This window comes from Candidatus Frankia alpina (assembly GCF_902806485.1).
In the GTDB taxonomy this organism is placed as follows: Bacteria; Actinomycetota; Actinomycetes; order Frankiales; family Frankiaceae; genus Frankia; species Frankia alpina.
On sequence record NZ_CADCWT010000162.1, the window covers coordinates 1 to 11,643 of the forward strand.

Sequence of the window (11,643 nt, forward strand, 5' to 3'; positions counted from 1 at the left end):
GAACTTCCCTGCCGCCCGGGTGCCTCCCCGCCTGCTCCCCCTGGCGTCCGCGGGGCCGGCCGGCCGGGGTGCAGGCCGACAAAAAAGATCACCCCCGTGCCGGCAGACCCCGGCGACACCCCGTTGACAGGCGTTGACACCCCGGGCCAGGCGGGCGAGGTGCCAACGGCGGGTAGCGGTAGCGGCCATGAGTGGCCTCCAAGGCCGGTTTTCAGCGGTTTCCGGGCTGGCGGCGCCGGGACCGCTACCCGCTACCTGGCCGGGCCGGTGCAGGTCAGCGAGGGTGGGCGAGGTAGCGGCCCGGGTAGCGGCAGCGCCGCTACCTCGCCGGGGGCGGGCAGCTGTGCGGCGGGTGGGGTTTCGTCACGGGGAGCGGGCCTGACGCGACGGGTCGGCTCGTGGTCGGCCGGTCGCCGGTCAGGCGGCCGGCGGACGGCCGGGGTCGGTCGCGTCGGCCGGCGGGGCGTCGGGGGTGAGTAGGGCGCGCAGGCGGGCGGTGATGACGAAGACCCGGCCGCCGACGTGCCGACAGGGCAGCTCACCGGACTTGGCGTACCGGTACGCCAACGCGCGAGAGAAGCCGAGCACGCCCGCGGCGGTCTCGACCGAGATCAGCGGGGGGAGTCCCGCGAACGGGTCGGCGTCCTGGTCGCCGGCCGCAGCGGTGGGCGTGGTCATGGGACGGGTCTCCTTGCGTCGAGGGCTACGGGCGGGGTCGGTGTCCGCCGGACCGCTGTCGGGGCCAGGCGGGCGAGGGCGGCCTAGCCGGGTCGGCGGACGACGGTGCCGATGCCGTGGGTCGACCCGCCGGAGGTGCGTTGCGCGTCCCGGTGGCAGTCGGGGCAGACGTTGGCCTGTCCGCCGTCGTGGTCTTCGATGACGACCGTTGGCCGGGTTGGTGCAGCCGTCCCGCCAGCAGCGGCCAGCGGGTGCGGGATGGTGGGTGGTGTGGGGCACGGGCGGGGCCTCCAAGGGTCCGGTCCCGATCGACGTCGGGCCGGTCCGGCGGGGTCGATTCGTGCCGGTCGGCCTCGGTAATCGGATCGGGTCAGCCGTGTGCGGACGGATCGGATTTCGATCGGGTCGGCGGGGCGCCGCGACGGTGCGGATCGGGCCGTACCGTCGCGGCGTGCGGTGGGTGCCGGTCAGGTGCTGTGCGTCGGTGGCGTCACGCTCATCGGCATATCTTGCACCGCTGGCCCTTGCGGGTGAGCTGGAGAGGCCGGCCGATCTTCTTGCACCGGTCGCAGGCCGGTGCGCGCAGCGGCCCGCCGGTCGGGGTGTCGGCCAGGCTCACCGTCTCCCGGCCCATGCGGGTGGTACGCACGCCGTGGGCGGTGGGACGGTGGGAGCTACCGGTGAGGGTGTCGACCAGGCGCTGACCCAGACCGACCAGGAGATCCCCGGGGGCGTAGACGTCGACGTTGCACGCCCGGCACACCGCATCCCCGATCAGGCCCGTCCCGGCGCAGCGACGGCAGTTCCCGCGGCTCATGCCGCCCGCCGCCGGGGCCGGGTGGTGGACAGCTCGGCCGCCATCCGCTGGGAGAAAATCCGGACCCGTTCCTGACGGGCCAGGGCACGCGGAGGGCGACCCGGCCCCCACACCTGCTCCTGGGTCGCCGTCAGGCGCGCGGCCTGCCGGTCGTCGGCGCGCAGCTGCGCGCCGGTCATCGAGGCGCGGCGCATCTCCCGGCCGCGCAGGAACTCCCCCCACGCCGCGTCGAGGTTCGCCGCCTTCGTGATCTGCCGGCGCACCCCGGCGACACCGCCGAGACGCTCGATGCCCTGCTCGGCGTAGGCCACGGTGGCGGACAGGGAGATGTCCCCGCGGTCGGGCAGTGTCGAGGCGCCCAACGCCACCGACACCCCGTAGGAGCTCAGCAGCTTCACGAGATCAGCCGCCGTCCGCGGCGGCGTGGCCGGGCTCATCGGGACTCCCGCGGCCACACGGTGCCGGCCTGGGTGAGGGTGCTGACGACGTCGACGGCGCGCTGGTGGCGGCGCTGGCCGCCGTACAGGGCGGCGATCGCGTCGTAGAGCACGCCCTGCGCGGTCGGGTCGGAGGTCTTCTGGGTGCGGGCGAGGAGTTCGCGGCCGATCTGGCGGCGTTCGCGGATGGTGGCCAGGTCGAGGCGGGCCAGGCCCTGCGCGGTGAACTCCCACGCCTGCGTGACGCTGACCGGGCCGCGGGCCGGCATGTCCGAGGCCGCCAGGGCCGCGACCGCGTCACCGGCGGTCAACGACCGCAGCGCACCGGCCGGCTGGCCACCTGAGGGCATCGCCCCGACCGGGCGTGCCGACGTACGTTCCAACAACATCGTTCGGTCCTTCCACCGGCCCCCGGCCCGAGCCGGGAGCAGACCAAGGGGTGCGGAAGGCGCCACGACGTGCACAGACGCTGTACGCTCAAAGAGCGATGCCAAGTCGCGTCCGGCCCGGTGTGGGTTGCCTCCCACCCGGGCCTTTTCCATGTCCAGAAAGACCCGGGCTCTTGCCATCCGCCCCGACGGGTTGCCTCCCGTCTCAGCGGTGGCACGACCTTACCCACATGCCCTAGGGCATAGATATGCCCTAGGGCATGTTCTTCAAGATTTTTTCGGGATGATGCTCGTATGGTCTAGGGCATGCCCACGCCCGGCCGCCTCCCGTACCTCCAGATCGCGGCATCGCTGCGAGACAAGATCGAGCAGGGGGAGTACCCCCCGGGGGGTCGACTGCCTCCACACCGCGAGCTTGCCCGCACATTCAAAGCGGCTCAGGAGACGATCCGGCGGGCGGTCGCGCAGCTCCAGGCCGAAGGACTCGTTGAGACTCGCGGCCAGCACGGGACGTTCGTCCAGACCCGCCCGTCAGTCCGACGCATAACGACGGACTTCTACCGGCGACGCCCACCGGCATCGACAGAGTCGGGTTCCCCGTTCGCTCGGTCCGTTGCGGCATCGGGAGGCCGCGCGTCCTGGGACCATCGGACCGCGCACGAGACGGCCGATGAGCACGTCGCCGAGCGGCTTGGCATCCAGCCAGGCGCTCCCGTGGTGGCAACGCGCTACCTCTACCGGTACGACGGGACGCCGATCCAGACCGCCACGTCATGGGAGCCGGCCGCCCTCACCGCGGGAACGCCCATCGAGCCTCCCGAAGAGGGGGCCGCTGTCGGCGTCGTGGCCCGCTTCGACCTGATCGGTCAGCGGATCGACTCGGTCGAGGAGGACATCGAGTCACGCCTTCCGACTGCCGACGAAGCGAAGGCGCTGGAACTCCCGCCAGGCGTCGCCGTCCTGGCGATGAAGCGCACGTACCGGGTGGGTGACTTGCCGGTCGAGACGGCCGACATCGTCATGGCCGGCCATCGGTCCGTTCTCAGCTACCGGCTTGCCGTGACCTGACCGGCGTCATCAGGTCTGTGCCAACTTTCCGTACTTGTTTTTTTTCAAGGGCGGCCCTGACGGGTCGCGAAGAGCACGAAGCGGCCGGTACCTCTGCAGGTACCGGCCGCTTGATGATCGAGAGCTGAAACAGTGGGGCGCCGCACACGCCACGCCGACCGTGCCGGCCGGTCCCGCCGCGCGCCGGACGGGGCCCCGCCTCCCTCCGGTCGGCACCCCACCGGGCGCGTCGGCCGGCTGGCCCGTCCGGAGCGCCGGAGCGTCGCGCACGTCGCCGATCATCAAAAGTTAGTAGGCCGACGACCGGAGCGCTTACCTTCGTTGATCGTCAAACGTTGAAAACGTGCTGGTGAGCCTAGCTAAGTGCCCCAGGCAGGAATCGGACCTGCGGCCTACCGCTTAGGAGGCGGTCGCTCTATCCACTGAGCTACTGGGGCGGAGCGGCATCGGATGACACCTAGGGTGATCGTACGGCCGCTGGATGAGACGCCGACGGATGGCGGCGCCTTCATGACTGCGCCGTCGCCGACACCGATCGGCGGTCTGCAGCCAACGCGGCGAAGTCGGGCCGGCGCGATCCCCGATCCCGACCGCCGCGGGTCGTCCCGTCAACCGAACTGCTGGGCCATCTCGACGAGCTCCTTACATTTCGGGCAGATCGGGAAGCGCGAGGGGTCCCGGACGGGTTCGAACTTGTAGCCGCAAAGCGCGGTGACCCGACCGCCCTCGATGGACGCACGGACGATCTCCTCCCGGCGAGCGTAGTGGGAGTGGTCGTCACCCTCGTCCGTGCGGGTGTCCGACGTCTCAGGTGCGATCTGAGTCGTGCTCATGGTGCTGATTCTAGTGCGACGGTCGGCAGTGTCCCGGGGGGGTGAGCCCCCGTCCGGGATCGACCTGCCGGCGGGGCATTCGAGCGGTGTGCGGTCGGGGCGAGGCCGCCCGGGAGGCCGCCCAGGGATGCGGCATACACGGGACGCATGGCCCTTGCGACCTGCGGACAGGGCGTACTCTGAGAAGGACGAAGGAGACCGGTGACTGGACTGATCGACAGTACCGAGATGTACCTCCGCACCCTGTATGAACTGAGGGAAGAGGGCATCCCACCGCTACGCGCGCGCCTGGTGGAGCGGTTGCACGTCAGCGCGCCTGCCGCCAGCGAGTCGACCGCTCGCATGGCCAACGAGGGGCTGGTCTCCCTCGCCGACGACCGGACCGTCCAGTTCACCGAGAAGGGTCTGCTGCGGGCCACTGCTGTCATGCGCAAGCATCGGCTGGCCGAGCTGCTGCTCACCAAGGTCATCGGGTTGGACTGGGCCCTGGTGCACAACGAGGCATGCCGCTGGGAGCACGTGATCTCCGACGAGGTCGAGGCCCGGCTCACCGTCCTGCTCGGCGATCCGAAGCGTTGTCCGTTCGGTAACGAGATTCCACCCGCCCAGCGCAGCGATGCGCCGCGGCCCGCAGCCGCTCCCGTGAGCCTGCTGGCCTCCGCCGACCGGGCTGCCGCAGATGGTGGCCAGCCGGTGACGGTGAGCTGGATCTCCGAGCGGCTGCAGACCGACGAGAGCGCCATGCGCCGGCTGCAGGACGCCGCGATCGTGCCAGGCGCCCAGATCATGCCGGGTTCCCGTGGCGATCTGATCCACATCGTCTCCCCGAACGGTCAGAGCGACGCGGAGATCAGTCGCAGCACGGCGGCTCTCGTCTACGTGGACCACTGACCCCACTACGCCCTCGAGGGTTCTTCCTGCCGGCCACCGATCCCCCGGGTGGCCGGCATCAGGTTCCCGGCCGGATGCCTCCCTGGAAGCTCGACCACCAGACGTTCTCCACCCGGACCACCTCGCCGGTGCGGGGGGCATCGATCATCTTCCCGTTCCCCACGTAGAGCCCGACGTGATCGAGATCCGGGTGAAAGAACACGAGATCCCCGGGGATCAGGGCGGCACGGTCTACTCGACGCCCCTCCTCCCACTGCGATCCGGTGTAGTGGCTGAGCGCGACGCCCGCCTTTCCCCAGACCCACTGGGTCAACCCGGAGCAGTCGAAGGTCCCCGGCCCCTCAGCCCCCCATACGTAGGGCTTTCCGAGCTGGGCGTATGCCTCCCGCACCGCGGTCGCCGCACCGCCGCCACCGCTCACCACCACGGCCGGAGCCGCGATGACCGGAGCCGCGGCGAAAGCCCGGCCAGCTGCCGCCGCCGCCCCGGACTCCTGCCGGTAGCGGGCCTGCTCGGCCGCCGCCTGCCGGGCCGCCTGCGCCGCCGCGGCGGCCGCCGCCGCCTGCCGGGCCCGCTGGGCGGCCGCCTGCTGGGCCCTGGCCTGCCGTTCCAACTCGGCGTAGCGCGACTCCAGCCGCTGCAACAGGCCGCGCTGCTCGTCGGCCGCCGCCTCGATGGTCCGCTTGCCCGCGGCGAGATCCGCCACGATCTTCTTCTTGTCGGCGAGGGCCTCGTCGGCGCTGCGTCGGGCCTCGGTGAGATCGAGGCGAGCCAGCCGCAGGCCGGTGTCCGCCACCCGCTGCCGCCGGGCCAGGGCGTCGACTGCGCCCGCCCGGTCGAGGGCACGACGCGGATCCCCGGTCAGCAGCAGAGACAGCTGGGCGAAGCCACCCGCGCGGTCCGCCGACACGGCTAGGCCCCGGTGCTGGTCCGTGGCCTCGCGAACCGCCCGGTCCGCCCGGTCGACTCGGTCGGCGGCGACGGTCGCGGCCCGCTCGGCCTCGGCGAGCCGGATCCGGCCGGCGTTGAAGGCCTCGGCGGCGCTCGCCGCCCGTCGAGCCGATTCATCAAGCTTTGAACGCGTATGCCCGATCTCGTCCTGGACGTCGGCTAGACTCTGCGACTCCGGCCGAGTCGCCGCCGGGGCCGGCGCCGCCCAGGCGGGGCCGGCGACCGTCGCCGGCCCGGCGAACAGAATGCCAGCCAGGCCGAGGACAATGAGGCCGGTGACTTTCGAACCTGCGACGTTGGCGCGGGCTGCTATACCTGCTGCGACTTTCGGGCTGCCGGGGCGCGACTTCGGCAGTCCCGGTCGTTGTCGGGGGATGGGCAGGGCGGGCTCGGCGAATCCGCCGAGGTCAATGCGGCCAATCTTGTCAATGGGTACGCGCCGGCCGACAGCGCTGGGGTGGCGGGTCTCGGGGTCCGGTTCGCCAGCGCTATGCCAGCCCTCCGTAGGGACACTGCTCACACCGCCGGATGGTAACTGTCCACAGTTATACAGTCACGGAAGCACGCCGAACAGGTCGGAGAGTCTCCGCACGCCCCCCGCTAGGCGACCGAAACGGGCCACCTGCCGCCCAATTCGGCGATTTCACACGTCAGAAACAGTTAAGACACCGGTTGGGAACAGATCCTATCGACTCTTCAGACCCGAGGAACCGGGACGAAAGCAGCATGGCCGGGGACCGGGTGAGTGCAGTCCGCGCAACGCGCGGGGGGATGACAGGAGAAACATGGTCAAAATGGATACGGGCGATACCGCATGGATGCTCATCAGTTCCGCGATCGTGCTGTTTATGACGCCCGGACTGGCGTTCTTCTACGGCGGCATGGTCCGGGCGAAGAATGTCCTCGGCATGATCATGCAGAACTTCTTCTGCATCGGCATCGTCACGCTCGCGTGGTCGGTCGTCGGCTTCAGTGTCGCCTTCGGTCCGGGCAACGGCTTCTGGGGCGGATTCCACTTCTTCGCGCTGCAGGACCTGTCCGGTAGTGACGGCAATATTCCGTATGTCGTGTTCGTAGCCTTCCAGCTCATGTTCGCGATCATCACTCCCGCACTCATCACCGGTTCCGTTGCCGACCGCATGAAGTTCAGCGCGTTCGCGGTCTTCGTGCCGCTGTGGTCGGTGTTGGTCTACTCACCGATCGCGCACTGGGTGTGGGCGACCAACGGCTGGCTGTTCAAGCGTGGCGCGATGGACTTCGCCGGTGGCACGGTCGTCCACGCCAACGCCGGTATCGCCGCCATCGTGCTGGCCCTGGTGCTCGGCAAGCGGGCCGGCTGGCCGAGCGGGGACTTCCGTCCGCACAACGTGCCGTTCGTCCTGCTCGGCACCGGTATCCTGTGGGTCGGCTGGTTCGGGTTCAACGCCGGCTCGGCGCTGGGCGCGAACAAGCTCGCCGGGTACGCACTGCTCAACACCCAGATCGCGACGGGCATCGCGATTCTTGGCTGGCTCGCCGTCGAGAAGCTCCGGGACGGCAAGGCCACCACGCTGGGTGCCGCGTCCGGTGCGGTCGCCGGCCTGGTGGCCATCACCCCGGCCTGTGGTTTCGTCTCCCCGATGGGTTCCATCGCGGTCGGCGGGATCGCCGGCGTCGTCTGCGCCCTGGCCACCTCCATCAAGGGCAAGGTCGGCATCGATGACTCGCTCGACGTCGGTGCCGTCCACCTCGTCGGCGGTGTGCTCGGCGCCCTGCTCACCGGCTTCTTCGCCACCGTGGACACCAACTCGGCGGCCCACGACGGCATCTTCTATGGCGGTCCGTGGAGTGTCCTCGGCGAGCAGGCCCTGGCCGTCGGCGCGACGCTCGGCTACTCGGGCGTCGTGACGGCGATCATCGCGCTCGCGATCAAGTACACGATCGGGCTGCGGATGAGCGACGAGGACCAGATCACCGGCATGGACGAGGCGCTGCACGGCGAGACGGCCTACCGGTTCACGTCCATCGGTGGGGGCGGCTCGCGGACCACCAGCGTCACCCCCGTCAAGGTGCCTGAGGAGGTCCAGGCATGACCAAGCTGGTCACCGCCATCATCAAGCCCTTCAAGGTCGATGACGTGAAGGCGGCGCTGGAGAACCTGGGCGTGCATGGCCTGACGATCTCCGAGGTTCAGGGCTACGGCCGGCAGAAGGGCCACACGGAGGTCTACCGCGGCGCGGAGTACAAGATCGACTTCATCCCGAAGATCAAGATCGAGGTCATCGTGGCCGACGAGACCGCCGACGACCTGGTCGCCGCGATCACGACGGCCGCACAGACCGGCAAGATCGGCGACGGCAAGGTCTGGGTCGTCCCGGTCGACTCCGTGGTCCGGGTGCGCACCGGCGAGCGGGGCGCCGACGCGATCTAGCATCGAGTCACGACTCCTGCCCCGGCACCGCTCGAACATCACCCGGAATCCGCACCACGCAGGCAACAGCGGGGGCGGGGACGCTCCGGGCCTCAGCCCGGACGTTCCTCTCCTCACCCCGATCACATGAGGCGGCACCGCGCGACCATCGACGCGGTGCCGCGCCATGTGTCGGCTCGGCCGATGCGAGCCGGGTCCGCCCGAGCGGCCAGAGCCGGAGGAGGGCAAGTTATGAAGGACCGTCTGGAGATCCTCAGGGGACGCGCCGGTCAGCTGCCGACGGTGACCGGGCCGCAGCTGCGCCGCCTACTCACCGACCTCGCCGACGAGGCGCTCACCGAACTGTTCGGCGATCCCGGCCCCGGCCTCGCCCTCGTCGCCGTCGGCGGCTACGGCCGGGCGGAGCCGGCGTTCGGCAGCGACCTCGATCTGGTCCTCCTCCACGACGGAGCCCATCCGAACATCGTCACCGTCGCCGACGCCGTCTGGTATCCGCTGTGGGACGCCGGCGTCGGCCTCGACCACAGCGTGCGCACCGTCGACGAGGCAATCACCGTGGCGGACGACGATCTGAAGGCCGCGCTCGGCCTGCTCGACGCCCGCCATGTCGCCGGCGACCCGGCGCTGACCACCGACCTCGCCCGCCGCGCCCGCACCCGCTGGCGCACCCGCGCCCCGAAACAGCTGCCCGACCTCGCCGCCGCCGTCGCCGAGCGGGCCGCCCGCCTCGGCGAGGTGGCCTTCCTGCTCGAACCGGACCTCAAGGAGTCCCGCGGCGGGCTGCGCGACGTGCACGCCCTGCACGCCCTCGCCGCGGCCTGGGTCGCGGAGGTCCCCTCCGACCGGGTGCTGGCCGCCGCCGGGGTGCTGCTCGACGCCCGCGGCGAGATCCGCCGCCTGGCCGCCGGCCGCCCGCAGGACCGGCTGCTGCTGCAGGACGGCACGGCGGTGGCCAGCGCGCTCGGCTACCCCGACTCGATGGCCCTCGCCCACGCCGTCGCCGACGCCGGCCGGACGATCTCCTGGGCCTGGGACGCGACCTGGTACCGCACCGCCGCCGGGCTGCGCAACACCTCCCGCTGGCGCGGCCAGCGTCCCGTCCGGCGTCCCCTGGACGAGGGGGTGATCGACCAGGGCGGCGAGATCCAGCTCGCCCTCGACGTCGAACCGGCCAAGGACCCCGTCCTCGTCCTGCGCGCCGCCGCCGCCGCCGCCCGCACCGGGCTGCCGCTGGGCCGCTACGCCGTCGACCGGCTCGCCGCAGAGGCGCCGCCGATGCCGCAGCCGTGGCCGCCCGCCGCGCGCGACGCCCTCGTCGCCCTGCTCGCCACCGGCGAGGCCGCCGTCGGCGTGCTCGAGTCCCTCGACCAAGTCGGCCTGCTGGTGCGGCTGCTGCCCGAGTGGGCCGCCGTGCGCAGCCGCCCGCAGCGCAACCCCTACCACCGGTACACCGTCGACCGGCACCTCATGGTGACCGCGGCCCACGCCGCCGCGTTCACCCGCGACGTGGACCGCCCCGACCTGCTGCTGCTCGGCGCGCTGCTGCACGACATCGGCAAGGGCTTCCCCGGCGACCACACCGACGCCGGCATCGAGCAGATCCGACTGATCGGCCCCCGCCTCGGCCTGCCCGCCGAGGACGTGGACGTGCTCGTCGCGATGGTCCGCCACCATCTGCTGCTCGGCGAGACCGCCACCCGGCGCGACATCGACGATCTCGCGACCATCCAGGCCGTCGCCACCGCCGCCGGCAGCGACCGGATCCTCACCCTGCTGCACCGCCTGACCGAGGCCGACTCCCGGGCCACCGGGCCGACCGCGTGGAACACCTGGAAGGCACGTCTGATCAACGACCTGGTCGAACGGTCCCGGGCGCTACTCGGCGGCGAGCGGATGCCCTGCCCGCCGCGGCTGGACGACCGCCAGCGCGACCTGCTCGCCGTGGCGGGAGAGCACGTCGTCCAGGTCAACCCGCTGCCCGACGAGGGGATGTACGAGATCGTCGTGGTGAGCGCCGACCAGGTCGGGCTGCTCGCCGTCACCGCCGGTGTCCTCGCGCTCAACCGGCTCGACATCCGGCGGGCCTCGGCCCGCAGCGCCGACGGGCGCGCGCTGCTGCAGGCCGCGGTCGCCGCCCCGCACGGCCGGGTGCCCCAGGAGGCGAAGCTGCTCGCGGACATGCAGGCCGCCCTCGCCGGCACCCTCGACCTCGCCGCGCGGCTCGCAGCCCGGGAACGTGACTACTCCGGGGCGAAGCAGTGGACCACTCCCGGCCCACCGCAGGTCATCTTCGACGACGACCTGGGCTCGACCACTGTCCTCGAGGTACGCGCCCCCGACCGGGCCGGCGTGCTGTTCCGGATCGTGCGGGCGCTGTCCGGGCTGGGGCTCGACGTCGCCACCGCCATCGTCGCCACCCTCGGACTCGATGTAGTCGACGCCTTCTACGTCCAGGAGGCCGACGGCCAGCCGGTGGCGGACCACGCCCGCCGCCGCGAGATCGACCGCGCGGTACTCGCCGCGCTGGGCACGGGAGATCTCCCCAACCAGACGGCGCCCGCCGAGCACGCCGACGCCGGATCCGCCCAGCCGCGGCTGTGATCCATCCCGCCCGCTCGGTCCGGCACCCGGGCCGTTGGCGCCCTCAGGGGAGACGCTATGATGGGCGAGCACGTTGGGAGGCTTCGCCTAGTCCGGTCTATGGCGCCGCACTGCTAATGCGGTTGGGGGCTTCAACCCCCTCCCGGGTTCAAATCCCGGAGCCTCCGCCCCTCGTTCATGTGGCTTGCCACGTCGAGCACCCTTGTTACCTGTGGACACACTCTGCTCCCCCGCTGCGGTGGTGCCCACGAGGACGAGGCCGGGCAGACCCTGCGACAGCCTGGGGGACCAGCTCGGCTCAGCGGGCCCTGGGCTGGGAACCCGCTATGAGCGCTGCATGTCGATGAGGTACTTCCCGCGAACGCCGCCTGCTTCGAGCCTTCGGTGAGCCTGCGCGATGTCGGCCATCGGGAAGACTGCGTCGATCACAGGTCGGATGCTTCCCGCCTCGACGGACTGGGCGAGTTCGGCGATCCGGTCGGCTGACGGGTTGTTGCTGAAGAGTTTGATTCGCCGGGGCGAGGCGGCGGCCTGCAGTCCGGTGCTGACCATGGACGTGATGATGCGG

12 protein-coding genes and 2 tRNA genes are annotated in these 11,643 nt (G+C 71.4%); 6 read left to right on the forward strand and 8 right to left on the reverse strand.

All coding sequences use genetic code 11. From position 1 onward, the window contains the following. Positions 1 to 417 precede the first annotated feature (417 nt). The 4 genes from G6R25_RS16410 to G6R25_RS16425 all read right to left on the reverse strand — a co-directional run bounded on the left by G6R25_RS16410 (position 418) and on the right by G6R25_RS16425 (position 2,321). Positions 418 to 678 (reverse strand): helix-turn-helix domain-containing protein, encoded by a 261-nt coding sequence (locus tag G6R25_RS16410; RefSeq protein WP_205447165.1) that lies wholly within the window; start codon positions 676 to 678, stop codon positions 418 to 420. Positions 679 to 1,174: 496 nt separating this feature from the next. Next, entirely contained in the window at positions 1,175 to 1,495 is a 321-nt protein-coding gene (locus G6R25_RS16415) for a hypothetical protein (RefSeq protein ID WP_163553701.1), read from the reverse strand. Continuing rightward, the gene (locus G6R25_RS16420) at positions 1,492 to 1,932 is read right to left on the reverse strand and encodes a hypothetical protein (RefSeq protein ID WP_163553702.1); all 441 of its coding nucleotides are present in this window, start codon (positions 1,930 to 1,932) and stop codon (positions 1,492 to 1,494) included. The genes G6R25_RS16415 and G6R25_RS16420 overlap by 4 nt, the downstream gene beginning before the upstream one ends. After that, positions 1,929 to 2,321, reverse strand: a complete 393-nt coding sequence (locus G6R25_RS16425; protein ID WP_163553703.1) for a hypothetical protein — start codon at positions 2,319 to 2,321, stop codon at positions 1,929 to 1,931. Before G6R25_RS16425 ends, G6R25_RS16420 begins: the two co-directional genes overlap by 4 nt. Before the next feature lie 306 nt (positions 2,322 to 2,627). Here G6R25_RS16425 and G6R25_RS28990 point away from each other — a divergent pair, with 306 nt between their 5' ends. Beyond that, entirely contained in the window at positions 2,628 to 3,389 is a 762-nt protein-coding gene (locus tag G6R25_RS28990; RefSeq protein WP_163553704.1) for a GntR family transcriptional regulator, read from the forward strand. Between the two features lie 364 nt (positions 3,390 to 3,753). On the opposite strand, the gene G6R25_RS16435 is transcribed toward G6R25_RS28990, so the two are convergent. Together G6R25_RS16435 and G6R25_RS16440 are read right to left on the reverse strand one after the other, a co-directional pair. Further along, a tRNA-Arg gene (locus G6R25_RS16435) sits at positions 3,754 to 3,826 on the reverse strand. A 171-nt stretch (positions 3,827 to 3,997) separates the two neighbouring features. Continuing rightward, positions 3,998 to 4,222: a DUF3039 domain-containing protein gene (locus tag G6R25_RS16440; RefSeq protein WP_011602139.1), complete on the reverse strand. Its 225-nt coding sequence runs from the start codon at positions 4,220 to 4,222 to the stop codon at positions 3,998 to 4,000. Between the two features lie 201 nt (positions 4,223 to 4,423). On the opposite strand from G6R25_RS16440, the gene G6R25_RS16445 reads away from it, so the two are divergent. Next, positions 4,424 to 5,113: a metal-dependent transcriptional regulator gene (locus tag G6R25_RS16445; RefSeq protein WP_136447226.1), complete on the forward strand. Its 690-nt coding sequence runs from the start codon at positions 4,424 to 4,426 to the stop codon at positions 5,111 to 5,113. Between the two features lie 58 nt (positions 5,114 to 5,171). On the opposite strand, the gene G6R25_RS16450 is transcribed toward G6R25_RS16445, so the two are convergent. Further along, positions 5,172 to 6,584 carry a C40 family peptidase gene (locus G6R25_RS16450; protein WP_163553705.1) on the reverse strand — a complete coding sequence of 471 codons (1,413 nt, stop codon included), beginning with the start codon at positions 6,582 to 6,584 and terminating at the stop codon, positions 5,172 to 5,174. A gap of 265 nt (positions 6,585 to 6,849) precedes the next feature. Between G6R25_RS16450 and G6R25_RS16455 the strand changes: the two genes are divergently transcribed. From G6R25_RS16455 to G6R25_RS16470, 4 genes are all read left to right on the forward strand, one after another. Continuing rightward, positions 6,850 to 8,136 carry an ammonium transporter gene (locus G6R25_RS16455; protein WP_163553706.1) on the forward strand — a complete coding sequence of 429 codons (1,287 nt, stop codon included), beginning with the start codon at positions 6,850 to 6,852 and terminating at the stop codon, positions 8,134 to 8,136. Beyond that, a complete protein-coding gene (locus G6R25_RS16460; protein WP_136447229.1) occupies positions 8,133 to 8,474 on the forward strand; it encodes a P-II family nitrogen regulator in 342 nt (113 codons plus the stop codon). Before G6R25_RS16455 ends, G6R25_RS16460 begins: the two co-directional genes overlap by 4 nt. Before the next feature lie 231 nt (positions 8,475 to 8,705). Next, positions 8,706 to 11,075, forward strand: coding sequence for a [protein-PII] uridylyltransferase (locus G6R25_RS16465; protein WP_163553707.1), 2,370 nt, complete (start codon positions 8,706 to 8,708; stop codon positions 11,073 to 11,075). 76 nt (positions 11,076 to 11,151) lie between these two features. Then, positions 11,152 to 11,242 (forward strand) — tRNA-Ser (locus tag G6R25_RS16470). A 157-nt stretch (positions 11,243 to 11,399) separates the two neighbouring features. Here G6R25_RS16470 and G6R25_RS16475 read toward each other — a convergent pair. Next, the coding region (locus G6R25_RS16475; protein ID WP_163553708.1) for a zinc-binding dehydrogenase at positions 11,400 to 11,643 on the reverse strand (244 nt) is incomplete at its 5' end.